19 protein-coding genes and 3 pseudogenes are annotated in these 26,628 nt (G+C 73.4%); 10 read left to right on the top strand and 12 right to left on the bottom strand.

Going from position 1 to position 26,628, the window contains the following annotated elements; genetic code table 11:
* Positions 1–80 precede the first annotated feature (80 nt).
* Positions 81–1,955, top strand: a pseudogene (locus NOD94_RS29580) (ABC transporter ATP-binding protein); the annotation flags it as partial.
* Positions 1,952–2,989, top strand: a complete 1,038-nt coding sequence (locus tag NOD94_RS29585) for an aldo/keto reductase (protein ID WP_281209211.1) — start codon at positions 1,952–1,954, stop codon at positions 2,987–2,989. The pseudogene NOD94_RS29580 and the gene NOD94_RS29585, both read left to right, overlap by 4 nt.
* Before the next feature lie 90 nt (positions 2,990–3,079).
* Here the strand turns inward: NOD94_RS29585 and NOD94_RS29590 are convergent, their stop codons facing one another.
* The 10 genes from NOD94_RS29590 to NOD94_RS29635 all read right to left on the bottom strand — a co-directional run bounded on the left by NOD94_RS29590 (position 3,080) and on the right by NOD94_RS29635 (position 14,361).
* Positions 3,080–4,021 (bottom strand): carbohydrate ABC transporter permease, encoded by a 942-nt coding sequence (locus NOD94_RS29590; RefSeq protein ID WP_281209212.1) that lies wholly within the window; start codon positions 4,019–4,021, stop codon positions 3,080–3,082.
* Positions 4,018–4,944 (bottom strand): sugar ABC transporter permease, encoded by a 927-nt coding sequence (locus NOD94_RS29595; RefSeq protein ID WP_281209213.1) that lies wholly within the window; start codon positions 4,942–4,944, stop codon positions 4,018–4,020. Before NOD94_RS29595 ends, NOD94_RS29590 begins: the two co-directional genes overlap by 4 nt.
* Before the next feature lie 96 nt (positions 4,945–5,040).
* The gene (locus NOD94_RS29600; protein ID WP_281209214.1) at positions 5,041–6,357 is read right to left on the bottom strand and encodes a sugar ABC transporter substrate-binding protein; all 1,317 of its coding nucleotides are present in this window, start codon (positions 6,355–6,357) and stop codon (positions 5,041–5,043) included.
* 142 nt (positions 6,358–6,499) lie between these two features.
* Positions 6,500–7,516: a hydroxyacid dehydrogenase gene (locus tag NOD94_RS29605; RefSeq protein ID WP_281209215.1), complete on the bottom strand. Its 1,017-nt coding sequence runs from the start codon at positions 7,514–7,516 to the stop codon at positions 6,500–6,502.
* Positions 7,517–7,796: 280 nt separating this feature from the next.
* The gene (locus NOD94_RS29610) at positions 7,797–8,165 is read right to left on the bottom strand and encodes a hypothetical protein (RefSeq protein ID WP_281209216.1); all 369 of its coding nucleotides are present in this window, start codon (positions 8,163–8,165) and stop codon (positions 7,797–7,799) included.
* A 126-nt stretch (positions 8,166–8,291) separates the two neighbouring features.
* On the bottom strand, positions 8,292–8,900 hold the full coding sequence (locus NOD94_RS29615; protein ID WP_281209217.1) for a TetR family transcriptional regulator: 609 nt from the start codon (positions 8,898–8,900) through the stop codon (positions 8,292–8,294).
* Entirely contained in the window at positions 8,897–10,072 is a 1,176-nt protein-coding gene (locus tag NOD94_RS29620) for a saccharopine dehydrogenase (RefSeq protein WP_281209218.1), read from the bottom strand. Before NOD94_RS29620 ends, NOD94_RS29615 begins: the two co-directional genes overlap by 4 nt.
* A gap of 105 nt (positions 10,073–10,177) precedes the next feature.
* Positions 10,178–11,722: a carboxylesterase family protein gene (locus NOD94_RS29625; RefSeq protein ID WP_281209219.1), complete on the bottom strand. Its 1,545-nt coding sequence runs from the start codon at positions 11,720–11,722 to the stop codon at positions 10,178–10,180.
* A gap of 300 nt (positions 11,723–12,022) precedes the next feature.
* Positions 12,023–12,928, bottom strand: a complete 906-nt coding sequence (gene surE / locus NOD94_RS29630; protein ID WP_281209220.1) for a 5'/3'-nucleotidase SurE — start codon at positions 12,926–12,928, stop codon at positions 12,023–12,025.
* A gap of 161 nt (positions 12,929–13,089) precedes the next feature.
* Positions 13,090–14,361 carry an MFS transporter gene (locus tag NOD94_RS29635; protein ID WP_281209221.1) on the bottom strand — a complete coding sequence of 424 codons (1,272 nt, stop codon included), beginning with the start codon at positions 14,359–14,361 and terminating at the stop codon, positions 13,090–13,092.
* A 597-nt stretch (positions 14,362–14,958) separates the two neighbouring features.
* Here NOD94_RS29635 and NOD94_RS29640 point away from each other — a divergent pair.
* From NOD94_RS29640 to NOD94_RS29655, 4 genes are all read left to right on the top strand, one after another.
* A complete protein-coding gene (locus NOD94_RS29640; RefSeq protein ID WP_281209222.1) occupies positions 14,959–15,426 on the top strand; it encodes a hypothetical protein in 468 nt (155 codons plus the stop codon).
* A gap of 446 nt (positions 15,427–15,872) precedes the next feature.
* Positions 15,873–16,496 (top strand): phosphatase PAP2 family protein, encoded by a 624-nt coding sequence (locus NOD94_RS29645; protein WP_281209223.1) that lies wholly within the window; start codon positions 15,873–15,875, stop codon positions 16,494–16,496.
* A 106-nt stretch (positions 16,497–16,602) separates the two neighbouring features.
* Positions 16,603–18,231 carry a carboxylesterase family protein gene (locus tag NOD94_RS29650; protein WP_281209224.1) on the top strand — a complete coding sequence of 543 codons (1,629 nt, stop codon included), beginning with the start codon at positions 16,603–16,605 and terminating at the stop codon, positions 18,229–18,231.
* An 80-nt stretch (positions 18,232–18,311) separates the two neighbouring features.
* The gene (locus NOD94_RS29655) at positions 18,312–19,331 is read left to right on the top strand and encodes a LacI family DNA-binding transcriptional regulator (RefSeq protein ID WP_281209225.1); all 1,020 of its coding nucleotides are present in this window, start codon (positions 18,312–18,314) and stop codon (positions 19,329–19,331) included.
* A gap of 124 nt (positions 19,332–19,455) precedes the next feature.
* Here NOD94_RS29655 and NOD94_RS29660 read toward each other — a convergent pair whose 3' ends face one another.
* On the bottom strand, positions 19,456–20,202 hold the full coding sequence (locus NOD94_RS29660) for a phosphatase PAP2 family protein (RefSeq protein ID WP_281209226.1): 747 nt from the start codon (positions 20,200–20,202) through the stop codon (positions 19,456–19,458).
* A 167-nt stretch (positions 20,203–20,369) separates the two neighbouring features.
* The gene (locus NOD94_RS29665) at positions 20,370–21,323 is read right to left on the bottom strand and encodes an alpha/beta hydrolase (protein ID WP_281209227.1); all 954 of its coding nucleotides are present in this window, start codon (positions 21,321–21,323) and stop codon (positions 20,370–20,372) included.
* A gap of 242 nt (positions 21,324–21,565) precedes the next feature.
* Between NOD94_RS29665 and NOD94_RS29670 the strand changes: the two genes are divergently transcribed.
* The 4 genes and pseudogenes from NOD94_RS29670 to NOD94_RS29685 form a co-directional block, all read left to right on the top strand.
* A complete protein-coding gene (locus NOD94_RS29670; protein WP_281209228.1) occupies positions 21,566–22,090 on the top strand; it encodes an ATP-binding protein in 525 nt (174 codons plus the stop codon).
* 103 nt (positions 22,091–22,193) lie between these two features.
* Positions 22,194–23,801 (top strand): annotated as a pseudogene (locus NOD94_RS29675) (AMP-binding protein); the annotation flags it as partial.
* Positions 23,802–23,909: 108 nt separating this feature from the next.
* Positions 23,910–24,410, top strand: a pseudogene (locus NOD94_RS29680) (acyl-CoA thioesterase); the annotation flags it as partial.
* A partial coding sequence (locus tag NOD94_RS29685) for an FAD-dependent monooxygenase (RefSeq protein WP_281209229.1) occupies positions 24,395–26,628 on the top strand: 2,234 nt, incomplete at its 3' end. The pseudogene NOD94_RS29680 and the gene NOD94_RS29685, both read left to right, overlap by 16 nt.

Raw genomic sequence — 26,628 nt, forward strand, 5'->3', positions numbered from 1 at the left:
CCCCCGTTTTTTTATTTATACGGCGACCACGTATTTATACATTTGCTGGAACAATCTTTCCATACACGACGCTCTTCCGATCTCCCGAGCTGCTGGCCGCCCTCGCCCGCATCCCGCTGCCCGCCGCCGACCCCGACGTGCCGCTCGCCCGAGCCGTGGAGGGCGACCCCGCCTTCCGCCTCGGTTCCCTGCTGCGGCCCTTCCGGCTCCCGCTGCTGGGCGGCCTGCTGCTGGTGGCCGCGGACGCGCTCGCGCAGATCGCCGTACCCGTACTCGTCCGGCACGGCGTCGACGGCGGGGTCACCGGCCAGGCGAAGGGCGTCCTGTTCGGTGCCGCCGCCGCGGCGGCGGCCGTCGTCGCCCTGAACTGGCTCATCGGAGTCGCGCAGGTCCGCACCACCGGCCGCACCGGCGAGCGGCTCCTGTACACCCTGCGGGTCAAGACATACGCCCAGCTGCAACGACTCGGCCTCGACTACTACGAACGGGAACTCGCCGGCCGGATCATGACGCGGATGACCACCGACGTCGACGCCGTTTCCAACTTTCTCCAGACCGGCCTCATCACGGCCGTCGTCAGCCTGCTGACGGTCCTCGGCGTCCTGGTGTCCCTGCTGGTCATCGACGCACAGCTCGCGCTCGTCCTGCTGGCCGCGCTGCCGCCGCTGATCGTGGCGACCGCCCTCTTCCGGCACTACTCGGTGCCCGCCTACCTGGAGGCCCGCGAGCTGATCAGCGCGGTCAACGCCTGCCTCCAGGAGAACGTCGGAGCCCTGCGGGTCACCCAGGCGTTCCGCCGCGAGGAGCGCAACGCCGAGGACTTCGCCGCCCTCGCCCGCGCCTACGCCACGTCCCGATTGCGGGCACAGCGGTACATGGGCACCTTCTTCCCGTTCGTCGAATTCCTCGGCACCCTGTCCACCGCCGCCGTCCTCGCCGTCGGAGCGGGCCGGGTGGCCTCCGGCGGACTGACCGCGGGCACCCTGATCGCCTTCCTGATCTGCGTCGAGCTGTTCTTCGCGCCGATCCAGCAACTGTCCCCCGTCTTCGACGGGTACCAGCAGGCGGTCGTCGGCATGGACCGCCTGCGCACCCTGATGCGCACCCCCGCCGGCACCCCGGCGGCGCCCGAGCCGCGGCCCGTGGGGGCGCTGCGCGGGGAGATCGAGTTCGACGACGTGTCGTTCGGGTACGGGGGCGGTCCCGGTCGGGAGGTGCTGCACGGCATCCGGCTGCGCGTCGCCCCCGGGGAGACCGTCGCCCTCGTCGGTACCACCGGCGCGGGGAAGTCCACGGTCGTCAAACTCCTCGCCCGGTTCTACGACCCGGCCTGCGGAACCGTTCGGGTCGACGGCCAGGACCTGCGCGAACTCGACCTGACCGGATACCGGCGCCGCCTGGGCATCGTCCCGCAGGAGCCGCACCTGTTCGGCGGGAGCGTCCGCGACGCCATCGCCTACGGGCGCCCGGACGCCACCGACGCGCAGGTCGAGGCCGCCGCCCGGGCCGTCGGGGCCCACGAGATGGTGGCCGCGCTCGCCCACGGCTACCTCACCCGGATCGGGGAACGCGGCCGGGGACTCTCCTCCGGTCAGCGCCAGTTGCTGGCCCTGGCCAGGGCCGAGCTGGTCGACCCGGACATCCTGCTGCTCGACGAGGCGACCGCCTCGCTCGACCTCGCCACCGAACGGCGGGTCACCGCCGCCGTGCAGGCCCTCACCCGGCGGCGCACCACCATCGTGGTCGCCCACCGCCTCACCACCGCCGCCCGCGCCGACCGGGTGGTGGTCCTCGACGCGGGAACCGTCGTCGAGGTGGGCACCCACCACCAACTGCTCGCAGCACAGGGGCCGTACCGGCGCCTGTGGGACGCCTACCGGTCGGGCGGCGCCGCCGCCCCGCCGATCACGGCCGACACCCTCACCGATCAACTCGTCAACGGGAGCGCACGATGACCGACCACCGCCTGCTCGGACGTACCGGCGTCAAGGTGAGCCCGCTCTGTCTGGGCACCATGATGTTCGGGAGCCGCGGCAACACCGACCACGCCGACAGCGTCCGCGTCATCCACCGGGCCCTGGACTCCGGCATCAACTTCGTCGACACGGCCGACGTGTACTCGGCCGGGGAGTCCGAGACCATCGTCGGCAAGGCCCTCGCCGGCGGCCGCCGGGACCGGGTGGTGCTGGCCACCAAGTTCCACGGCAGCCTCGGATCGGATCCCAACGAGCAGGGCAACAGCCGACGTTGGATCATCCGAGAGGTGGAGAACAGCCTGCGACGGCTCGGAACCGACTGGATCGATCTCTACCAGGTGCACCGTCCCGAGCCGGAGACCGACTTCGACGAAACACTGGGTGCCCTCAGCGACCTCGTCCACCAGGGCAAGATCCGCTACATCGGCACCTCCACCTTCGAGGCGTCCGCGATCGTCGAGGGCCAGTGGACCGCCGAACGCCGGGGTCGCGAGCGCGTGGTGACCGAGCAGCCCCCGTACTCGCTGCTCGCGCGCGGCATCGAGCGCGAGGTCCTGCCCGTCGCGCAGCGGTACGGGCTGGGCGTGCTCAGCTGGAGCCCCCTCGCCGGCGGCTGGCTCTCCGGCCGCTACCGCAAGGGCGCCGAGCAGCCCGCGTCCAGCCGGATCGACCGGCAGGCCGCCCGCTTCGACATCGCGGATCCCGAGAACGCGGCCAAGTTGGACGCCGCCGAGGCGTTGGCCCAGCTCGCCGAGGAGGCGGGACTGACGCTGGTACAACTGGCACTGGCCTTCGTGCTGGAGCACCCCGCCGTCACCTCCGCCATCATCGGCCCGCGCACCTTCGAGCAGCTGGAGAGCCAGCTGGGCGCCGACCGGGTGAGACTGAGCACGGACGTCCTCGACCGCATCGACAAGATCGTGCCGCCGGGCACCAACCTGTCGGCCCGGGACGCCGGTTACGTCCCTCCGTCGCTGTCCGAACCGGAGCTCCGCCGCCGCCCGCGCGGCTGACCGCACCGGCCGGCCGACGGCACGTCCGACGGCCGGCCGGCCGGTGTCGTGATCCTCCGGGCTCCCGCGCGGTCGCGGCCGCGCGGGAGGCTACTTGACCGCGCCCGCGGTGAGGCCGGAGCGCCAGAAGCGTTGGAGCAGCAGGAACGCGGCCACCAGCGGTACCACCGCGACGAGCGAGCCGGTGATGGCCAACGAGTACATCTCGGGACTCTCCGAGACCGACAGGTTCCACATGTGCAGCCCGAGGCTCACGGGGTACAGGTCCTTGTCGTTCAGCATGACCAGCGCACCGTAGAAGTTGTTCCAGCTCGCGGTGAAGGAGAAGAGGAACAGGGTCACGAACCCGGGTGCCAGCATCGGCAGGGCGATGGTGCGGAAGGTGCGGACCTCCCCGGCGCCGTCCACGCGCGCCGCCTCGATCACCTCGTACGGGACGTACCCCTCGGAGAAGACCCGCGCGAGGTACACGCCGAACGGGTTGACCAGGGAGGGGAGCAGCAGCGCCCAGTACGTGTTGGAGATCCCCGCCTCCGAGGCGAGCAGGTACATGGGCAGGGTCAGGACCGCCCCCGGCACCAGGACGCCGGCCAGGACCAACCCGAACAGCTTCTCCTTGCCCGCGAAGCGGTACTTGTCGAAGGCGTACCCCGCCGCGACCGAGATCAGGGAGGAGAGGACCGAGCCCACCACGGCGTACAGGAACGTGTTGAGCAGCCAGCGCCCGAAGACGCCGTCGTCGTGGGTGAAGACCGCGTGCAGGTTCGACAGGAGGTTGAACTCCCCGAAGGCGAAGCCGTCGGTGCCGAACAGGTCGCGGCGGTTCTTGGTCGCGGCGACCAGCAGCCAGCTGACGGGCATCAGGGTGTACAGGGCCAGTACGGCCAGCACGGCGTTGACGGCCACCTTGGAGGCCAGGGCGCGCGGGGCCCGGGGCGGGCGGCCGGCGGCGGGGCGGCCGGGTGCGGTGCGGGCCCGGCCGCCCGCGCGGCGGGTGCCGGTGGCGATGTCGGTTTCGGTTTCGGTGCTCATGATTCCTGCCACCGCTTTCCCATCCGCGTGACCACGAAGGACAGTGCGCCGGCCACGAGCGCCAGGAGCAGCGAAGCCGCTGCCGCGCCCGCGTAGTCCTGGTCGACGAAGGCCTTACTGACGATGTACATGCTGGGCGACCAGTCGTTGCCGAGGGCCTGCGCCCGGGTGGAGAGCAGTTGCGGCTCGGTGAACAGCTGGACCGCCCCGACGCAGGTGAACAGGACGGTCATCACCACCGAGGAGCGGATGACGGGGACCTTGACGCGCAGGGCGATGCGCCAGGCGCCGGCCCCGTCCACCGTGGCGGCCTCGATGACCTCGCGGGGCACGGCCTGGAGCGCGGCGAAGAAGATCACCATGTTGTAGCCGATCCACTGCCACACCGCGATGTTCACCATCGACGCGAGGGAACTGCCGGGCGAGAAGAAGTTCCAGGTGCCGCCCGCGGCGTCGATCCAGTCGACCACCGGACTGAGACCGGGCGTGTACAGGTAGATCCAGATGATCGCGGCGATCAGTCCCGGTACGGCGTGCGGAAGGAACAGGGCGAGCTGGAAGAAGCGCGCCGCCCGGGCGTACGCCGAGTCGACGAGCAGGGCCAGGCCCAGCGCCCCGCCGATCATCACGGGCACGTAGACCAGGCAGTAGGCGGCGACGTGCAGGAACGAGTCCCGGAACACCGGGTCACCGAGGACGGCCGTGTAGTTGGCCCATCCCGCGAACGTGCGTTCCACGCCGCCGAACCCGAGGCCCGAGGACCGCTCCTGGAACAGGCTCGTCCATCCCGCGTACGCGACCGGTGCGAGCGTCACGAGGGCGAACAGGACGAAGAACGGGGAGAGGAACAGGACCACGGCGCCGCGCTGTCGGCGGCGCAGCGGACTGCCGGCCGGGGCCGGGCCGGGAGAGGTGGGTGCCACGCGAACGCTCCTTGGCCGTGAGTCGGGTCGGGCGGGCGGTTCCGGGGGGCGGCGTCGCCAAAGGCGCGGGATCGCGCTGCGGGCCGCCCCGGAGGGTCACCGGGCGAGCTTGAGACCGCGGCTCGTGATCGCCGCCGCCGCCGATTCCTGCGCCTTCACCAGACCGCCGGCCAGTCCGCCGCGCGCGGCCTCGTCCTTGAAATCGGCGCCGACCTTGCCCCAGACGGGGCCCCAGGTCCAACCGGGGACGATCGTGGCGATCTGCGCACCGGTCAGCGCGTACAGGTCCTGGCCGCCGAAATAGGAGGTGTCGAAGGCCCGCGCCGCGACCTCGGCCATCGCGGTGTTCGCGGGCAGGGCGCTGCTCGGGCTCTTCAGCGCGCCGATGCGGGCCCGCATCGACGCCGGATCGGTGGTCATCCACTTGACGAACTCGGCGGCCGCCGCGGCGTGTTCGCTGCCCTTCGTCACCGCGAAGCTGGTGCCGCCGTACATTCCGCTGGCCGGGGTGCCCCAGTGGGGGATCGGGGCGACGCCCCACTTGCCCTTGAGGTCGGGCATGGCGGCGACCATCCCGCCCGCGCTCCACGAGGCGCCGATGACGCCGACGCTCGTCCCGTCGGCCCGCGACTTGCTCTCCTCGGGCGTGCCGGCTCCGTGGCGGAACACGAGGTCGTCGTCGAGCATCCCCTGCCAGAACGCGGCGACCTTCTGCGAGGGGGCGTCGTCGATCGCCGGCTTCCAGGCGTCCCCCTCGACGCGGAACCACTTGGCGCCGGCCTGCCAGGAGAGGGTGGCCTGGAGCGGGGCGTCGGTCGGGAAGGAGCCGATGCGCGCCGCGGGATCGGCGGCCTTGATCCGCTCGGCGGCCACCCGGTACTCGGCCCACGTCGTCGGCACGTTCACGCCGTACTTCTCGAAGAGGTCCTTGCGGTAGAAGTACACCTGCGGGGTGGCGTCGAAGGGGACCGACCAGGTCTTGCCGCCGAAGGTCACCAGGTTCTGCACGCCCGCGGGGAAGTTCTCGCGCACCAGCTCGCCCGAGGAGGCGGTCAGGTCCTTCAGGTAGCCCTGGCTCGCGAACTCGGGGACCATGCTGTACTCGACGGTCGCCACGTCCGGCGCGTCACCGGCCTTGATGGCGTTGCTGATCTTGCTGTAGCCGTCGGGGCCGCCGGGTATCTGCGAGAACCGCACCTGGATGTCGGTGTGCGTCCTGTTGAACTCCGCGGTCGCGGCCTCGGCCCCGCTGGTCCAGGTCCAGTACGTGAGGGTCACCGGCTTGCCGTCGTTCGCGGCGGCGTTGCCGCCGGACGCCGCGGGGGAGTCGGGACCGGCACACGCGGAGGCCAGTAGGGCGAGGGAGAGCGCTGCCGCAACCGCACCGCAGGCACGCGAGGATGGTGACTTCATGTGAACTGCTCCTTGGCGAGTGGGCTGAACGGCTTGAATCATTCGCCCCCGCATGATGAACGTCAAGAGCATATGAACAAGTGATCAATATGATCAGTTCGGGGCGTGCGCAAGGGCCTTCGGGTGTTCGGGAGGGCGACGATCAGGCGGTGCGGGTCAGGTCCTCGCGCCGCACGGGGTGCGCGAAGGGCAGGCCCGCGGCGTAGCGGGCGATCTCCCCGATCGCGGAATCGGCCATCCGGTGCAGCTCGTTGCCCATCGACCCCGCGACGTGCGGCGTGAGTACGACGTTGGGCAGGTCGTACAGGGGGGATCCGGCCGGGAGGACCTCCGGTTCGGTGACGTCGATGACCGCCTGGAGCCGGCCGGAGGCCAACTCGTCGGTGACCGCCGGCCCGTCGACCAGTGAGCCGCGCGCCGTGTTGATCAGGGTGGCGCCGTCGCGCATCAGCCCCAGCCGCCTGCGGTCGATCATCGAACGGGTCTCGGGGAGCGCCGGCGCGTGCAGGCTGACGACGTCCGAGATCCGACAGAGCTCGTCCAGCGCGACCCGGCGGGCACCGAGGAGCTCGGCCGCGCGCTCGGTCACGTACGGGTCGTACAGGACGAGTTCGAGGTCGTACGGGCGCAGGAGCTCGATGACGCGGCGGCCGATCCGCGAGGCCCCCACGATGCCGACGGTCCTGCGGTAGTTGCCCGCGTGGCCGTACCGCAGGTGCCAGTCGAGGCGCCGGCCCCGAGCGTCGCGGTACTCCTCGCGCAGCTGCAGCACGCGTTTGTTGGAGAGCAGGACCATGGCGACGGTGTACTCGGCCACGGGCAGGGAGTTGGCGAGGGCGGCGGAGGAGACGGTGATGCCGCGCTCCCAACAGGCCTCGGTGACGAAGTGCTTGACGGATCCCGCGGCGTGCACGACCGCCTTGAGGCGCGGCGCCGCGGCGAGCGCGCGGGCGTCGATCGCAGGAGCCCCCCAGAAGGTGAGCAGCACCTCCGCCTCGGCCAGGGCCGCGACGATCCCGGGTCCGGTGAAGTCGGAGGCGACGACATCGAGATCCGACTCGGCGACCTGGAGCAGTCGTCGGGAGCCGGCCTCGTCGAGCAGGCGGGGAAGGAGTTCGGGGTCCATCGCGAGCAGGGTCCGCGGGCGGCGACCGGGCATCTGGGTGCTCCTAGCGGCTGAGTGAGGCCGCGCCGACTCTATGGAGCCGGATTCCCGTCGTCAAGATCTATCAATCAAAAAGCTCCATTCGCTCAAAACGATCGTCGGATGACCGGTGGTGGCCGTTGTGGCGTCCGTCGGGCGGACCGCTACCGGGGCGGCGGCGCGTCCGTGCGGGCCGCCCGCAGCAACTGGACCCGCCAGTTCGTGCGGGCGTCCCCCGGGTGGGTCCGGTGCGGAGCTTCCGGGCCGGCCTCACGGAGCGGATCCGGCCGGACGCCTACCCGGTCGGACCCGGTGTGTTCGCGTACGCCGAGGCGCGTTCGTTCTTCTCGCCCCTGTTCCCTCGCGCGGCGAGGGTCTCCAACAGCGCGTTGACATCGTTCCCGCGGATGTCGGTGTGCGTGACCGCCACGGGGATCCCGGGCGCCCGCTCGCGCGCGGCCGCCACGACGCGGGCCATCGGCTCCAACGCGTTGCCCCCCGACGCGCACCCGAGATCGGCCACCCGCAGGGCCCGCCCGCCCTCCGGCAGCGGGAGCGCCGCCACCGCCCGGTCGAGCATGCCCAGCGCCGTCCCGATGCCCACGTGCTGCGCCGCCGAGTGCCGGCCGTAGCCGCCTCCCATGACCCCGGAACCGCTGCCCACCACCACACCTCCGGAGGCCGATGTCCTCGTGCCCGTACCACCACAATAGGCCGCGCCCCGATCGGGGCGCGGCCGCGTGGGTCGGGGCTGATCGGGGCGGGACCAGGAGTGTGATCAGGGCCGTGATCAGGTGCCGGCGCCGCCTCCGAGCAGGGCCCGTGCCGCCCCGCGCAGTCGGGCGTCGGCGGTGGGGCTGCGGTGGCCGGTGATGCCGGACCGGAACAGGGCGGACCCCTCCATCAGCATGACGAAGACCTCGGCCCGGCCCCGCGCGTCGGCCGCCGACACCTCGGGCGCGTGGTCCCGGACGAACGAGGCCACGTGCGCGACGTACCGGTCGTAGAAGGCGCGGACCGCCGCGGCGGCCTCCTCGTCGTGCGCGGCCAGCGCCCAGACCTCGGTGAACAGCCGTACCAGACGCGGGTCGTCATGGTCGGAGAGGACGCCGTCGAGGAGGGCGTCGAGTCCGTCGTCGAGTCCGACGTCGTTCGTGCGGGCGTCGGTCAGGCCGGTGACGCGTTCCAGGGACGTGGTGAGGATCCGGTCGAGGAGCGCCGACAGGAGGGCGGCACGGGCCGGGAAGTAGTACTGGAGGTGCCCGAGCCGGACGCCCGCCTCCTCGGCGACCGCCCGCAGGGTGAGTTCGGAACCTCCGTGGGACGTGAGGACGCGTTCGGCGGCGTCGAGCAGGGCCGCGCGGCGCTGCTGCCCCTTGGGCGTCGGCCCGGCGCTCACGCGGCGGCCCGCGTCCCGGCCCGGCCGGTGCCGTCGCCGGGGCCGTCGGCACCGGGTGCGTCGTCGCACCCGTCCCGTTCCTCGGGGCCCGCGTCGCGGTGCCCGTCGAAGGTGACCTCGACGCCGTGTGCGGCGAGCGGGCCGAGCGTGTCGGCGGGCACCGGATGCTGCTCCGGGAAGACGAGGCCCCGGGGAGCGGGGGAGCCGTCCGTGCCGAGGACACGACGCAGGCCGAGAACGGCTCCGACCGCCGTCAGGTGGTGCTGCCCGCGCGGGTCGGTGACGGTCGCGGTGCGCGAGCGCCCGCCGTGGCCGACGTCGACGCGCAGCCGGGCCGTGCCGCCCTCGCCCGGCGAGTGCAGCAGCGCCCGGCGGGCCGGGGCCCAGCGTTCCCCGTCGGCCCAGCGGAAGAAGCCCGTGCCCCGCAGCGCGAGGAGCGCCCGGGTCGCGGCCGGGGAGCTGAACCCGATGCGGGTCGCCGCGGTGGTGGTGCCGAGGGTCAGGGGCAGGGTGAACTGCTCCGGGGTGTCGATGCGGGCGACGCGCATGGGCGTGTCGCCGACGCGCACAGTGCGGGACTCCGTCATCGGGGAGGCGAGCCGGCGCCGGCCGCCGTCGACCACCTCGAACGCCACGCCCAGCCGGTCCATGAACTCCACGGAATCCGCGCCCGCCCGGTCGGCCATGTCCCAGCGGACGGCGATGTCGACCCGTTCCGCGCCGCCCAGTTCCTCGGCCAGGACGGCCGTCACCAGGCTGCTGACCCCGCCCATCCAGGCGGAGGACAGCAGCACCGGTGCGGTCGGCCGGAGCAGGGCGGCGACGGTGACGGCACGTTGCAGCCGGGCCGTCCACCGGGTGATGTCGACGTAGGGGACGCCCGCGGCCACGGCGGCCCGCAGCACCCGGTCCTCGGGGTCGTTGACCGAGCCGATGACGGCCCGGACGTCCGCCCGGAACGGGGCCGGGTCCGCCAGGTCCCAGGCGCGCACCTCGCTCCCGGTCTCGGCGGCCAGCGCCCCGCCCCGGGCGGGGTTGCGGCCGGTGAGCAGGGTCGGGGTGTCCGGGGCCAGGATGCGTGCGATCTCGGCGCCCACGGTGCCGTACCCCCCGGTGATCAGTACGGGTCCGGAGGGGTCGTGGCGCAGCTCGTCGATCGATTCGGTGATCATGACCGCCACTCTAGGTCAAGCGACCTAGAAATGCGACTTGCCGCCCGCCGCCCGCCGCCCGCCGCGGGGCCGGCGGCCGACCGGCCCGCGCCGGACCGCCCCGTGTCAGAGTGGTCGGGGCGGTTGGGCCCGCCAGAACGCGCACTGGTGGTCCGCCTCGAACGACGTGCCGGCGCCCGTCGCCCCCGGAGCGAGGGTCAGGACGGCCACCGGGCCCGGGCCCGCGTCGGCCCGCGGCCAGACGGGCCGACCCGGCACGAACGGGGTGCCGAAACGCGCGAAGGCCCCCCAGTAGCGCTTCATCGCCGTCGCCAGGGCGACCTGGGCGGGCGCCAACGGACGGTCCCCCATGGTGAAGTCGTGCAGGTAGGCCAGCTCCGCGCTGTGGGCGTTCGACTGGTCCAGCCCCGGCACCCGGGCCCCCGCCAGGGTCGGCGATTCCGGATCGTCGAACTCGTAGACGTACGTGGGGACCTGCCCGGCGAACCGGCGGGCCGTCCACGCCGTGTGGCAGGCGAAGCCGGAGTCGGTCATGACGGCGGAGAGCGCCTGGTACGGCGAGCCGTGATCCGCCACCGGATACCGCGCGAGGACCTCCGGCCCCGCGGCCCCGTACCGTGCGAGGACCTGCGCCGCGTACTGCTCCGCCGTCAGGTGCGGCTGCGTCAGCGCGACGAAGAAGCGGGCCTCCGAACGGGTGCTGCCGATCAGCACCGGCACCTTGTTCCAGATTCCGCCCTCGATGGCCCGCGCCGGCGCGACCGGCAGCAGCCCGTCACCGGACGCCGGGCCGGACGTGGGTACCGTACGGGCCGCCTCGACCAGGGCGGACCCCGACGCGGCGCGCAGGCACCGCGGAATCCCGGCCGCACCGGCGCAGCCCGCCCGCTCGGCGAACTCCCGCGCCTGCGCGCCGGCCCGCACCGCGTCCGGCGTGCCCAGCAGCGAACACGGCCCGCTCTGCAACACCGCCCGGTGGAACAAGCCCGCCGCCGACGGCGCCGCGAGCAACGCGCAGACGGAACCGCTGCCCGCGGACTGTCCCGAGACCGTCACGTTGCCGGGGTTCCCGCCGAACGCGCCGATGTTCTCCCGCGTCCACCGCAGTGCGGCGATCTGGTCCATCAGCCCGAACGAGCCCGAACGGTCGGCGTTCTCGGCGGCCAGCTCCGGCAGGGCCAGATATCCGAGCTGCCCCAACCGGTAGTTGATGCTCACCACGACGCTCTGCGTGAGCTCGGCCGTCGTGCGGCCGCCGAACTGCGTTCCCGTGCCCTGGCTGTACGCACCCCCGTGCATCCAGAGGATCACCGGCAGCCGCGCCCCGGGCCGGGCGTTCCGCGGCCGGTACACGTCCAGGTAGAGGCAGTCCTCGCTGACGGCCGCGGGGTCGCGCAGCCCGAACGGCGAGAACTGCAGACAGGCCGGAGCCTGCCGGACCGCCTCCCGCACCCCTCGCCACCGGGGCGGGGCCTGGGGTGCGCGCAGCCGGGCCGCACCGACCGGGGGAGCGGCGTAGGGCACGCCCAGGAACTCCTGCGCACCCTCCCGTTCCTGCCCGCGCACACCACCTTGCGCGACGGTGACCACCGGTCGGGAGGAACCGTCCGGCATCGCGGCGGCCGGTACCGCCGGGGCGAGCAGGGCCAACAGTGCGAGTGCCGTACCGAACAGGGGGCGTGTCGCGGCCGGTCGGGCCGGTCCGCGCCGGGGCCGTCGCGCGGGACTCCTCTCCGGCCGCTCCACGGGCTCTTCCACGCGTCGCCTCGGACGCCCCCTCACTCGCCCCCTCAGCGGTCCCCTCACGGGTCTCATCGCGGTGATCTTCACGGGCCGTCCTCCTCGCATGTTGACCGGCCGCGCCGGGCCGGGGCCGGGGGCGGGGGCGGGGCAGGGCGCGGGTACCGGTTCGTGGCCCCGCCCCCGCCCCGCCCCCGGCCGACGGGTGGCTCAGGGGCGGAGCCCGGCGAGCAGGACGGAAGCCACGGCCCGGTCGGCCGGGCCGGTGTTCCAGTCGGCGTTCATGGGGCTGACGGCGATCCGGCCGGCGGCCAGGGCCTCCAGGTCACCGCCCTTGGCCGCGGGTCGCAGGGCCACCTTTACCGTCACCTTCCAGGTACCGTCGCCGGCATCGGTGAAGTCCGGTTCCAGGACCGTCTGCGGATCCTGGAAGGTGGTGGCGACCCCGGCGGCCGTGCCCTTGCCGTCCGCGCCGACGACGGGGTGGTTGACGTTCAGGCCCACACCCTTGGGCAGCAGCGGACCGGACCGCGCGCGGGCGCGCAGCCTGTCGATCAGCTTCACGGCGAAGTCCATCGTGGGAACCATCGCGTTGACGGTCGTCACGGGGTCGGGCACGCTCAGGCCGCCGGTGCTCAGCGCGATGGCGGGGACTCCCGACTCCAGGGCGGTGACGGCGCCGCCGACGGTGCCGGAGTGGGTGGCGAGCCCGGCCACGTTCGGGCCGAAGTTCGTACCGGAGACCACCAGGTCCGGAGCGCGGCCCGCGAAGACCTCCGCCAGTCCGAAGGCCACCGAGTCGCCCGGCGTGCCGTCCACGGCCCACACCTTCGGCTCCGGGTGCTTCACGGTGACGGACGGGGCGTTCATCATCTTCGTGCCGGTGCCGCTCTGGTTAGTGAGCGGGGCGACGATGGTGACGTCGTGCCCGGCCGCGGTCAGCCGCTCGTAGGCCTTGCGGATGCCCGGAGCGCTGTAGCCGTCGTCGTTCGTGAGCAGGATCCGCAACGGGCGCGGGGGCTGGCCCTGCGGTGAAGCGGTGGCGGGCGCGGTACCGGCCAGCGCGGGCGCGCACAGCACCAGGGCGGCCAGTGGCAGAACTCGCTTGCGTCTCACGGAGTGCTCCTTCGGGGAGGGAGGGGCGGGGCGGTGGTGCGGGCAGGAGTGCCGGACGTTGAGGGTGGGCCGGGCGGGGTGGTGCCCGGCGGGCGGGCGACCCTCGGCACCCGCCCGCCGGAGTGCGGACCGGGCCGGTCGCGCGGACGGGCCCGGGCAGGTCAGCGCACGCTGCGGATCGGGAGGATCGCGAGGGCGCCGACCAGGGAAAGGGCCCCGCCGACGAGGAACAGCGGGGTGTAACCTCCGAGGCCGGTCACCACGGCGGAGGCGACGAACGGGGCGATGATCTGCGGCCCCGCGTTCGCGACGTTGAGGACGCCCATGTCGCGGGCGGCGTCCTCGGCGCGCGGCAGGACCAGGGTGACGAGGGCGGTGTCGACGGCCATGAAACAGCCGAACGCGAGCCCGTTGAGCGCGCTGAAGACGAGCATGCCCGTCCAGGTCGGGCTGATGACCGGGACCACCATGACGAGGCCGGCCAGCGCGGCGGACAGCCCGACGAACACCTTGCGGCGGTTCCACCGGTCGGACAGCAGCCCGCCGACCACCGTGGACACGGCCATCGCGACCATCGACACGGGGGTGAGGACGGCCATGGCGGCGGGCGGGGTCAGCCCGGCGGGCAGCGCGATGTGGTCGCCGAGGATGTAGAGCTGGTAGCCGACGACGGAGAAGTACCCGAGGACCATCAGGGCCCGGCCGATGAAGGCCCACCGGAAGTCGTGGTTGGCCAGGGCGGAAAGGAAGGCCGCCCATTGGGCGCCCTTCGGTGCGGCGGGAGCCGGTTCCGCCGCACCGGTGCGGTCGGCCGCGCCGGCGCGCGGGAGATCCCGGCAGAACGTGGTGAGCAGCAGGGCGGCCACGGCGACGATCGCACCGAAGACGAGGTACCCCGCGCGCAGGTGCTCGGCGGTCCGGGAGGCCACGAGGACACCGACGGTGCCGCCGATCGGCAGCCCCAGACCCACCAGCGCGGACGCGGTACCGCGGCGGACCGCGGGGACCCGGTCGGGCACGATGGCGGTGACGGCGGCCTGGTAGACGTTCATGGTCGCCTGTACCAGGCACCAGCCGATGCCCACGAGCAGGGCGGTGCTCACGCTCCCGAGGAAGGCGAGCCCCGCGAGCGAGGCGAGGGCGCCGCCCAGCACCCACGGCCCGCGCCGGCCGCTGCGGTCGGAGAGCGCGCCGGCGATCGGGTTGAAGGCGGTCGCGAAGATGGCGCTGATCCCGCCGATCAGGCCCAGGACGGCGACCTTGTCATCGGGGGCGATCGCCGCGATCTGGGTCGGCAGGAGCACGGAACCGACTCCCATGTAGACCGCCATCATCGCGGAGTTGGCAACCAACAGCAGCGGCAACAGCCCGCGTTGGCGGGGCGGTTCGGCGACTGCGGGGGTGGGCGGGCCGGCGACTTCGTTCGTGGCCATGACGACTCCTCGGGGGACGGTGCGGGGAGGTGGCGAGCAGCGGTCGAGCGTGGGGGAGGGGCGCCGCGTGGGCGGCGGGGTCGACGGGCATCGGTGCGGCGGGCGGCAGGGCAGGGGTGTTGCCGGGAGCCACGGGTCGGCGAGCCCGTCAACGTGTTGTTGTTACACGTGTCACCAACGGCGCTGGAGACTGTGTAGCACCCATTCGGAGGCTCCGCCAGGCCCTGCGGAGGGTCGTTGTGCAGATCGTGACCGAGCGGAGGTCGAGTCGCGGCGGCGCGGTCACCGCGGGGTCGGTCGCTCGTGCCATGACGTGTAACCAACGCAACCGGGCCGTTGGGGAGCCCGATCGGGCCGGAAACCCCCTTGCCCTTGTGGCGGCGCTCGCGCATCGGCCATACTCCGTGCCGCACCACCACGAACTCCCGGCCGTACGCCGTGCCGCCGGGGCCGTGGCCGGGGCCGGGGGCGGTGCTCGCCCTTCCCGGCGGGGGAGCTCGTGCCGGGGTTCCGTCGGCGCAAGGTGGCCCGCCGGTCTTCACCCTTACCGGCGGCCGCGCCGGGCCGGGCCCGCGTGCACGCCTCCCGGCGGCAGCCGTGTCCGGCCCCGCCGTTCCGTCACCGCCTCCAACTGGCCGTATCGACAACCCGGCCGCATCGACAGCGCGCGTCGACAAGCACCGCATCGACAACCGTCATGTCGGCAACCATCGCGTCGACAGTTACCGCGTCGACAGCTACCGCGTCGACAACCACCGCGTCGACAGCTACCGCGTCGACAACCACCGTGTCGGCAAGCCGCCGCACCGGCAACCCACCGCGTCGGCCGGTAACCCTGCGTCGGCACCCGCTGCGTCGGGAACCCCTGCGTCGGCAGCCATCGCGTCGGGAACCGGTCGCGTCGGGAACCCGTCGCGCCGACGATCCACCTTGCCGGCAACCGCCGCGCCGGCAACCGCCGCGCCGGCAACCGCCGCGCCGACGACCGGCCGCGTCGGGAACCAGTCGTATCGACGACCCCGCACCGCCCCGGACCCACTGCCGCCCTTCCTGATCGCTCCCTGAGGCCCCAGGCCAACCCCGCCCGACCGCTCGGCATTCGACCGCCCCCGCCCGACCGTCTCCCGTCCGATCGCTCGGCATTCGACCGCCGCCGTCCGACTGCCACCCGTCCCACCGCTCGGCACTCGACCGCCCCGCCCGACCGCCCCCGCCCGACCGCCACCCGTCCCACCGCTCCCCGACTGCCCGCGCCCCCTGGGGCCTGTCGTCAAACCCCCGTCCGCCTCGCGGCGCCCGGCACGCTGCGAGCACTCACCGGACGCCGCGAGGCCGCCCTCCGGGCGACGACGGGAGGTTGACGACAGGCCCTCGCGCCCGGCAGTAGACGTGAAAGGCCCGCCGTGCAGCAGCAGTACCCCGCCGTGTCCCCGTCCGGTCCCGTGCCGCCACCCCGGCACCAATTGCCCGCACCCCCTCCCCGCGGCGCACTCGCCTGGGGGGTGTCCCTCGTGTTCCTGTCCCTGGCGGCCGCCCTGTGGCTGCGCGTCGACGCCCGACCCTTCTTCCAGGGGATCGACGACCGCTGGGAGGCCTCCTTCAACGTGCCGGCCGGGGGAGGGGCCGGTGCGGGGTCCGCCAGTGGGTTCGTCCTGCTCCTCGATCGGCTCGGCGGCCCCCTCGGTCTGGTCCTGCCCCTGGCCCTGACCGGCTGCCTCTGCGTCTACGGGCGCTGGCGGTCGGGGCTGTTCGCCGCGACCGTCTGCGTCGTCTCCAACGTGCTCGTCGTGCTGCCCCTCAAGCAGTTGGCCGACCGGCCGCGCCCGCCGCACCCGTGGGTCCTGGTCAACGACGGCTCGTACCCCTCCGGCCAGGTGTTCACGGCCGTGACCTTGGTGTTCGTCCTCGCCGTGGTGGTGTTTCCCGACCGTGCGAGACGCTGGTGGTGGCCGGTGGCGGGCGCTTACGTGCTCTCCATGATGGGCAGCCGCACCTGGCTGCACGCCCAGTGGCTCAGCGACACGATCGCCGGCGCGCTCCTCGGCGCGGGTGCCTGTCTTGTGCTGTGGCGCCTCTTCGCGCCGATGCTGGAGACGGAGGCGGAACTCATGGCTTCGGACAGCCTCTGGGCGTGAGCAGGACGACTCCGAATCATCGAGAATCATTGACGGTCGCAAAATCGACAACATAATCTCGTGGTGGCGGCGCGCATCGGGTGCGCCGGGCAGGAAGGATCGGCTCATGCCTCACTCCCCGGGTCGGGGCCACGTGGTCGTGGACCTCCCCGCAGGGCGCCTCCGCGGGGCGGTCGAGGACGGGATCGCCGTCTTCCGGGCTGTCCCGTACGCCGCGCCACCTGTCGGCGACCTGCGCTGGAGGTCGGCGCGGCCGCACCCCGGTTGGACCGGTACGCGGGACGCCACCACCGACGGCCCCAGCGCGCCGCAGCCGTACCGCGAGGGCGGCGACCCGGTGCTCGGCGGACACGGCTCGCCCCCCTTCGACGAGGACTGCCTGACCGTCAACATCTGGACGCCGGCCGCCGACGGCGCCCGCCGCCCGGTCCTCGTCTGGATCCATGGCGGAGGCTTCGTGTCCGGCTCGGGGTCCCTGCCCGGCTACTCCGGGGCCACCTTCGCGCGCGACGGGGACCTCGTCTTCGTGAGCGTCAACTACCGCATCGGACCCCTCGGTTACCTCACCTTCCCCGCCGGGGAGGACGCGTCCGGCGAGACGGGTGCGGCGGCCGTCGACGGCGCGCCGGCCCCGGACACGGACTCCGGCGAGGGCGGTGGCAATCCCTGGCTCACCGATCAGCTCCGCGCCCTGCGCTGGGTCCGGGAGAACATCGCCGCCTTCGGCGGTGACCCCGAACTCATCACGGTCGCGGGCCAGTCGGGCGGCGCGGTGTCCACCGCCGCCCTCGTCGGCCATCCGGAGGCCGAGGGGTTGATCAAGCGGGTCATCCTGCAGAGCCCGCCCCTCGGGCTGGACTTCCCCGCCCCCGCGGCCTATCAGGAGCGCGTGGACGCCTACCGGGACCTCGCCGGAGCCGGGACCGTCGCCGAGCTACGCGCGCTGGACTGGCCGGAGCTGATCGGGGCCGGCCTCGGACTCCTGGCCCGAACGGCCCGCTGGGGGTACTGGCCCACCCCCTTCCTGCCCGTCATCGACGGGGTCACCCTGCACCGCCATCCGGCCGGCAACCTGATCCACGGGTCGGCGACGGACATCGACGTCCTGATCGGCTGGACCCGCGAGGAGGCAAACTTCGGCTTCGCCCTCGACGAGGTCTACGCCGCCGCGACCCGGGAGCAGGTCACCGAACGGATCGCGGACACGTTCGGAACCGTCGACGCCCCCGAGGTGTACGCGGCGTACGAGAGGGCCCGCCCCGGCGCCCGCCCCGCCGACGTCCTCATGGACCTCATCACGGACGAGCTGTTCCGCGTCCCCGCCCTGCGCCTGGCCGAAGCCAGGGCGGAGATCGGCCGCCCCGTGTACGCCTACCGGTTCGACCTGCCCACCCCCGCACACGACGGCCGGCTCGGGGCGGCGCACTGCCTCGAACTCCCCTTCGTCTTCGACAACTTCGACCAGTGGACGCACGCCCCCTTCGTGGCCGGACTGGCCCCCGCCGTCCGCGACGGGCTCGCGGACACCATGCACCGTGCCTGGATCGCCTTCGTGCGCACGGGCGACCCGAACCACCCCGGCCTGCCGCACTGGGACCCGTACACCGCGGGGGAGCGCACCACGATGCGCTTCGACTCGGTCGTGACGGCCCTCGCCGCCCCCGCCGACGACTCCAGGACCCTGCACGAGAGGGCCGCACGAGAGCGCCGAACACCCCCCGACCTCATGATCTGATTCCCCCGACCTCATGATCTGACTCGTGTAACCTCGTAGGAGGAACCGCACTACCGAGCAGAGGAACGTCGAGGGACATCATGGCCGAAGAACCTCGGGTCCCCCCGACCGTCACGACCACCACCACGAGTGCGGACGTGGCGCGCCTGGCGGGGGTCTCGCGCGCCACCGTCTCCTTCGTCCTCAACGACACCCAGGGCCACCGCGTCAGTGAGGCCACCCGCGCCCGCGTGCTCGACGCGGCCCGCCGACTCGGTTACGTACCCCACGCCGCGGCCCGGTCCCTGCGGGCCGGCCGCAGCAACCTCGTGCTGATGCCCTCCTCGGTCTCCGCGATAGGCCGCCTGGTGAGCGACTGGGTCGACGACCTGCACGGAGAGCTCGACCGGCACGGTTACACGGCCGTGCTCCACGCCGGCCGCTTCGCCGACCCCGTCGATGCCGCCCGGGCCTGGGCGGAGCTGCGCCCGGCCGGTGTCGTCGCCCTGGACGGCGACCGGTTCCCGCCCCAGGCGGCCGAACTGCTGCGCCGGGCGGGCGTGCGCGGGCTGCTGGCCTTCGCCGCGCACCCCGTGGAGGGCGTGCACACCGTCGGCTTCGACCACGCCGACATCGGCGCCACCGCCGCCGAGCACCTCATCGCCCGCGGCCGCACCCGGATCGGAGTGGTCGTCCCGCAGGAGCGCGGACTCGGTACGCTCGCCGGGCCGCGGCTGGCGGGCGCCGAATCGGTCGCGGCCCGGCACATGGCCACCGTCACCGCTCTGGAACTGGCCTACACCCGCGAATCGGCGACCGCGTTGGCCCGGCGGTGGCGGGGTCTCGGGCTCGACGCCGTGTTCGCCTACAACGACGAGTACGCCACCCTGTTGCTGCACGCCTTCCGGGCCGAGGGCATCGTCGTACCGGACGAGGTCGCCGTCGTCGGCTCCGACGACCTGGTCCTCTCCGCGTTCCAGCAACCCGCGCTCACCTCGGTCCGCCTGGAGCTGCCGTCGCCCGCGCTGATCGCGGACTCCCTGCACCAGCTCATCTCCGAGGGGACGGCGCGGGAACTGCCCTCCGTCGAAGCGGTCCTGGTCCCCCGCGAAACCTCCTGACGGACGGGTTCACGGACGGGCTCGACGCGGCCCGCCGACCCGACGGGCGACCCGACGGGCGGGCGGGTTCCCCCGAACCCGCCGAAGGACGGGCGGGACCCCCTCGGGAGCCCGCCCGTCCCCCTCAGCCCTGCGGGACGGGATCCGCGGTGTTCACGGCCGCCCCCCGGCGGTCGTGGACGCGTACGCGCTCCCGGCGGAGCGCGGGCTCGCAGAGCCACCAGGCCAGTAGGCCGGCCCCCGCGCCGGCCGCCGCACCGGCCACGGTGTCGCTGAGCCAGTGCGCGTGCAGCCAGGTGCGGCTCCACATCATGGCCAGGGCGAAGACCGCACCCACCACCCACCACGCCCGCCGCCGGGCCGCCGGGACCAGCAGCACGCCGACGAGCACCACGAGCAGCGCCGCCGAGGCGGCATGGCCGGACGGGAAGGAGCCGTGGTCGACGCGGACCAGGGGGTTCTCCGGGCGCGGCCGGTCCACCAGGTGCTTGAGCCCCTGGACGACGAGCATGTTCGCGCCCAGGTAGGTGACGAGGAAGAAGCCGGCGGCGAGCGGCCGCCGCCGGACCAGCAGCAGGACGAGCAGGGCGAGCGGGACCACGACCCCGGGCGGGCCGCCGAACCAGTTGAGCGCGGCGGCGACGGCGGCGTACGGCCCTTCGTGGGGGCCGCCCATCCAGCGCAGCCAGCGCTCGTCCAGGCCCTGGAAGGGCGGGTTCGCGACGTCCGGGCGGACGACGAGGGCCAGGAGGGCGGCGCCTCCGAGGAACAGCAGACCCGACGCGAGCGCGCCGCGGCCGCGGTTCGTCCCGGAGGCGCCGGGTCTGCCGGTGGGGGTGGTCGTGGCGCTGGGTGCGGGGGAGGTGGACATGGCTGCCTTTCCTGACCGCGGGCGAGGGCGCGGCCGCGGCCGTTGAGGTGTGCGGGTGCGGGTGCGGGTGCGGGGTGTACGGGGTGTGCGGGACCGGCCGGAGGCGTCCTCGGGCGCGGTGCGCGAGGGCGCCGTCCGGGCCGGTTCGCGAGGGGGACGGTCCGGGGTCAGGCCCCGGCGCCGAGGTGGCCGGCGAGGAAGGCGACGCTCTCGGCGACGATCCCCTCGATGTCGGGCGAGCCGAGGAAGATGTGGTCGGCGCCGTCCACGGGTCGCAGCGCGACCTCGCCCCCGGCATCCGCCAGCGCCCGCGCGAGGGTCTCGCTCTGGCTGTACGGGACCAGTCCGTCCCGGGTGCCGTGGACCAGCAGGAACGGCGGCGGGTTCGTGCCCTCGGCGTACGTCACCGGGCTCGCGGCGCGGGCCAGCGCCGGGCGTTCGGCCTCGGTGCCGCCCAGCAGGGCCTCGTAAGGGTCGGGGAACTCGACCCCGCCGGGCATCGGCGGCATGGGGTGGTCGGCCAGGGCGGGCAGGTCGGACACTCCGTACCAGTCGACGACGGCCAACACCCCGGTGTCCCCGGATCCGACGCCGTGCGTGCCCTCCAGGGCGGCGCCGTCCGGGCTGCCGGGACCGACGAGCCCGGCGAGGGCCGCCAGGTGGCCGCCCGCGGACTCGCCCCAGACGCCTATCCGGTCCGGGTCGATGCCCAGCACCTCCGCGAAGGCGCGGACGTAGCGGATCGCGGCCTTCACATCGTGCAGCTGGGCAGGGAACGGCGCTTCCAGGCTGTGCCGGTAGTCGACGGACACGAGGGCGAGGCCGGCTCCGAGGACCGCCCCGTGCAGCAGGGCGGCGGGAACGGTCGGCGGCGGGTAGCGGCGGTCGCCGTCCAGCCAGCCGCCGCCGTGGATCCAGACGACCGCGGGGAAGGGGCCCTCGCCCGCCGGTGTCCGCACGTCGAGCAGCCGGGGACGGAACCCCGGCGTGGTCGCGTACGTGACCCCGTCGAAGAGCCGAACGCCGTCGGCCTCCGTCCGGGGCGGCACGGGGGGTTGGTAGGGCGGGGGCGGCCAGGTCATGTCGGCGAGGTCGAACCCGGCCATGGGGGATTGCGTCATTGCGGCCCTTCCGATTCGGCGCGGCCGTGACGGCCGGCGGGTCCCGGCGCGGGCGCAGGCTTCGTGACGTTTGTCCGAAATGCTTGCGCGGATCGCTGGGGGAGGCATAACGTGTTACACGTGTAATCAGAACAGTAGCGACGCGTTTCCGCTGACCACAAGCCCATGGGCCGGATGACTTCCCGGCCGGTCGCACGAGCCGCTCCAGTGGATGCGCCGCCTTCCCCCTCCGGGAGCACGCCATGCTCACCCCTGTCGGCAGACCCGCGGACCTTGCGCCGCCCCCGTGCGGCGCGCCGCCCGTCCCCGCCCCCGCCCGCGGGCTGTTCGAGCCCTCGGGGTCGCCCCTGCTCTTCGCCCCTGCCGGCGGATTCGTCCACTGGGTCACCGATCCGGTCGCGGCGACCGTTCCGCGGGTCAGGGCCCGGGTGCGGGCCGTTCTCGGTGAGTGGCGGGTGTCGCGGGGGGTGGCCGAGGCGCTGCTGCTGGCCGTCAGCGAACTGGTCGGCAACGTCGTGCAGCACGCGGCCGGCGGGCGCATGCGGGTCGGTGTGTCCCGGGGCGGGGGTTGGCTCCGCCTGGAGGTCGCCGACCAAGGGGCCGGGCTGCCGCGGCTGCCCTCTCCGCGGGGTGAGGTGGACCTGGAGTCGGAGGGTGGGCGCGGGCTGCTGATGGTGCGGCTGATGGCGGCCGAGTTCGGCGGTGAACTCTCGCTGGTTGTCGATGGGTCGGGCAAGTCCGTTCGGGTGCGGATTCCGGTGGTGTGAGTCGGTCGGGCGATCCGGATATCGAGAAATATTGACGGTCGCCAAATTCTCGGCATATCTTGCTCCCGTCTCCCCCGCCGCCGCCCGATCGAGGTGCCGCCCCATGGAGCTCTCCCCTTCCGCGCATGCCGATTCCTTCTGTCGTGACCGGCTGCCACCCCTTCCTCTCTGGCCCCAACTCCATTTCGATCTACCGGAGTTGAAATATCCCGACCGGCTCAACTGCGCCCGGCGCCTGCTCGACGACGCCGTGGCGCTGCACGGCCCCGACCGGGCCTGCCTGCTCACACCGACCGAACGTTGGACCTACGGCGAACTGCTGCACCGCGCCAACCAGGTCGCGCAGGTCCTCACCGAGGACTTCGGTCTGCGACCCGGCAACCGCGTGCTGCTGCGCGGCCCGAACAACCCCTGGCTCGTCGCCGCGTGGTTCGGGGTGCTGAAGGCGGGCGGCGTCGCCGTCACCACCATGCCGCTGCTGCGCGCCGCCGAGATCGCCGAACTGCACGACATCAGCCGACCGGTGATCGTCTTGTGCGACCACCGCCACACAGGTGAGCTCGAAGCCGCCGGCCTGTCCGGACCACTGGTCCTCGCCTACGGAGGCCCGGACCCCGACGACCTCACCGCGCGGTGCGCGGCCAAGGACGGCGGCTTCGAAACGGTCGACACGGCCGCGGACGACGTGGCCCTGATCGCCTTCACCTCCGGCACGACCGGCCGGCCCAAGGCCACCCTGCACTTCCACCGCGACGTCCTCGCCAACGCCGACACGTTCTCCCGGCACGTCCTCAAACCGCGCGAGGACGACGTCTTCACCGGCACACCGCCCCTCGCCTTCACCTTCGGGCTCGGCGGGCTGGTGGTCTTCCCCCTGCACGCCGGCGCCGCGACCCTGCTGATCGAACAGGCGACGCCGGAGCGGCTTGCCGACCTCGTCGCGGAGCACGGGGTGACGGTGCTCTTCACCGCCCCCACCGCCTACCGGGCGATCATGGCCGCCGGGGCGGTGGAGCGGCTGGCAGGACTGCGCCGCTGCGTGTCGGCGGGCGAACCGCTGCCCGCCGCCGTGTGGCACGAGTTCCACGCCGCCACCGGCCTGCGGATCATCGACGGCATCGGCGCAACCGAGATGCTGCACGTCTTCATCTCGGCGGCCGACGAGGACATCCGACCCGGCGCCACCGGCCGCCCCGTGCCCGGCTACCGCGCCGCCGTCGTCGACGAACGGGGCGAGCCCGTGCCCGACGGGCAGGCCGGCCTGCTGGCCGTCACGGGCCCCACAGGCTGCCGCTACCTCGCCGACCCGCGCCAGTCCTCGTACGTCAGGAACGGCTGGAACATCACCGGCGACACCTACGTCCGCGACGCGGACGGCTACTTCTGGTACGTGGCCCGCAGCGACGACATGATCGTCTCCTCCGGCTACAACATCGCCGGCCCCGAAGTGGAGAAGGCCCTCGCCGCCCACCCGTACGTCGCCGAGTGCGGGGTCGTCGGGGCGCCGGACGAGCGGCGCGGCATGCTGGTGAAGGCGTACGTCGTGCTCCGCGCGGGCGTCCCGACGGGCGAGGAGACCGTCCGCGAGCTGCAGACCCACGTCAAGCGGACCATCGCCCCGTACAAGTACCCGAGGGCCGTCGAGTTCGTCACCGAACTCCCTCGCACCGGCACCGGCAAGCTCCGCCGGGGCGAACTGCGCGGGCGCGCCGGCTCCGCCCCGGTGGCCGCCGGTGCCGGGCCCGTAGCCGCCCGCCGGGAACCGGAACCGGAGCCGGAGCCGACCGGCGTGGTCGTCGAAAGCCGCGTCGAGTGGCCCGACACCGACGCGGCGGGGCACTACCACCACTCCACCGTCGTGCGCTGGGTGGAAGCGGCCGAGGCCGTCCTGCTCCGCCGCCTCGGCCTGTCCCACCTGTTCGGCAGCACCCCCCGGGTCCACTTCGAGGCCGACTACCGGGCCCGGCTCTGGTTCGGGGACGCGGTGCGCACGGAGCTGAAGGTCACCAGGGTCGGCACCGGATCCCTCCACTACGCCTTCACCGTGCGCGGCGAGCAGGGCGTGGAGGCCGCCACCGGACGGATGGTCATCGCCCACTCCGCCGCGCGGGCGAGCGGCGCCACGCCCTGGCCCGCGGACGTCCGGCACGCCCTGACCACGGCGGGCCCGCAGGCTCCCGAACTCCTCGCACCGCAACCCGTACCCGACCGGCAACCCGTACCCGACCCGCAGGCCGGCCCCGGCCACGTCCCCGGCCGCGCCCTCGATCTTGAAACAGATTCCGAACCCGTTGGAGGCACAGCGTGCGCGTCGCAGTGAGAGGAGGAGGGCCGGGCGGACTGTACTTCGCGGCCCTCGCCAAGCAACTCTCCCCGCACTGGGAGATCACCGTCTGGGAGCGCAACGCCCCCGACGACACCTTCGGCTTCGGCGTCGTCTTCTCCGACGAGACGCTCGACGGCATCGCCCAGGCCGACCCCGGCGTCCACGCCGCCATGTCGGCCCGGTTCGCCCGCTGGACCGACGTGGACGTCCACCACCGGGGCCGGACCCTCACCTCGGGCGGCCACGGTTTCGCCGCCCTCGGCCGACGGGACCTGCTGCGGATCCTCCAGGAGCGCTGCGCCGCCCTGGGGGTCGACGTCCGGTACCGCACCGAGGCCCCGCCGCCCGCCGAACTCGCCGCCGCGTACGACCTGGTGGTGGCGAGCGACGGCGTACGGTCGGCGACCCGCGCCGCCTACGCCGACCACTTCGGCCCCCACCTCGACGAGCGCGGCGGCCGCTACATGTGGCTCGGCACCGACAAGGTCTTCGAGGCCTTCACCTTCATAGTCGAGGAACGCGAATTCGGCACCCTCCAGGTGCACGCCTACCCGTACGACGACACGCGCTCCACCTTCATCGTGGAGATGGACGAGGCCTCCTGGCAGCGCGCCGGCTTCGCCGTCCCGGCTGCCCGCGAACTCCCCCCGGGCGGGAGCGACGAGGAGAGCATCCGGCGCTGCGAGGAACTCCTCGCGGCCCACCTGGACGGCCACCGGCTCGTCCCCAACGGGTCCAGATGGCTGCGCTTCACCACCGTGCGCAACCGGACCTGGGTCCACGACAATGTCGTCCTCCTCGGGGACGCCGCCCACACCGCCCACTTCTCCATCGGCTCCGGCACCAAGCTGGCCATGGAGGACGCCCTCTCCCTCGCCGCCACCCTGCACGAACACCCCGATGTCCCGGGCGCGTTGAGGGCGTACGAGAGCGAACGCAAGGCGGTCGTGGAATCCACCCAGCGCGCCGCGCAGGCCAGCCTCGAATGGTTCGAGAACATCGACCGGTACACCGGCCAGGACCCCCACCAGTTCGCCTTCAACCTCCTCACCCGCAGCCGCCGCGTCACCTACGACAACCTGCGTCTGCGGGACGGGGACTTCACCGCGGCCGTCGACTCGGCGGTCTCCGGCCACACCCGACCCGGGAACACGCCGGCCGGCCCGCCCGCGCCGCCCATGTTCCGACCCTTCCGGCTCGGCGGACTGCTGCTGCGCAACCGGGTCGTCGTGCCCCCCGTCGCCCTGTACACGGCACGCGACGGGGTACCCGGCGACTTCGACCTCGTCCACCTGGCCACCCGCGCCCTCGGCGGTTCCGGACTCGTCCTCGCCGGGATGACCGCCGTGAGCGCCGACGCCCGCGCCACCGCCGGCTGCCCGGGGCTGTACAACGACGAACAGGAGGCGGCCTGGCGGCGCATCACCGACGTCGTCCACGCCCAGTCCGACACCCCCGTGGGCCTCCAACTCACCCATGCCGGACGGCGCGCGACCACCGGCGACGGCCCCCCGGGCGCCGCCTCCGCACTGACCTGGGACGAACACGGCCCCGTCCCGCGCGAGATGACCCGCGCGGACATGGACGCCGTCGTCCGGGACTTCGTCCACGCCGCCCGCCGCGCCGACCGGGCCGGCTTCGACGCCCTGGAACTCCAATACGGACACGGTCACCTGCTGTCCGGGTTCCTCTCGCCGCTGACCAACCTGCGCACCGACGAGCACGGCGGCGACGTGACCGCACGGCTGCGCTTCCCCCTCGAAGTGCTGTGTGCCGTACGGGCGGTCTGGCCCCGGGGCAAGGCGCTCCTCGTCCGGATCTCCGCGACGGACTGGGCGGAGGGCGGCCTGACCGAAGCCGACGCCGTCGAGATCGCCCGAGCCCTCGGCGAGGCGGGCGCCGACGCACTCGACGTCTCCACCGGAGAGGTCGTCGCCCACGAGCGGCCGCGCCACGGGCGCAGCTACCAGACCCCCTACGCCGACCTCATCCGCAACGCCACGGGGGTGCCCACCATCGCGGTCGGCGCGATCTCCACGTACGACGACGTGAACTCGATCCTGCTGGCTGGCCGCGCCGACCTCTGCGCCGTCGGCCGGGCCCAGCTGTACGACCCCCTGTGGACGCTGCACGCCGCGGAGGCCCAGGGCTACCGGGGGCCGGCCGCGCCCTGGGCACCCGCCTGGCGGGCGGGCAGGGGCAAACCCCCGGC

Source organism: Streptomyces sp. Isolate_45 (genome assembly GCF_024721315.2).
Classification (GTDB): Bacteria; Actinomycetota; Actinomycetes; order Streptomycetales; family Streptomycetaceae; genus Streptomyces.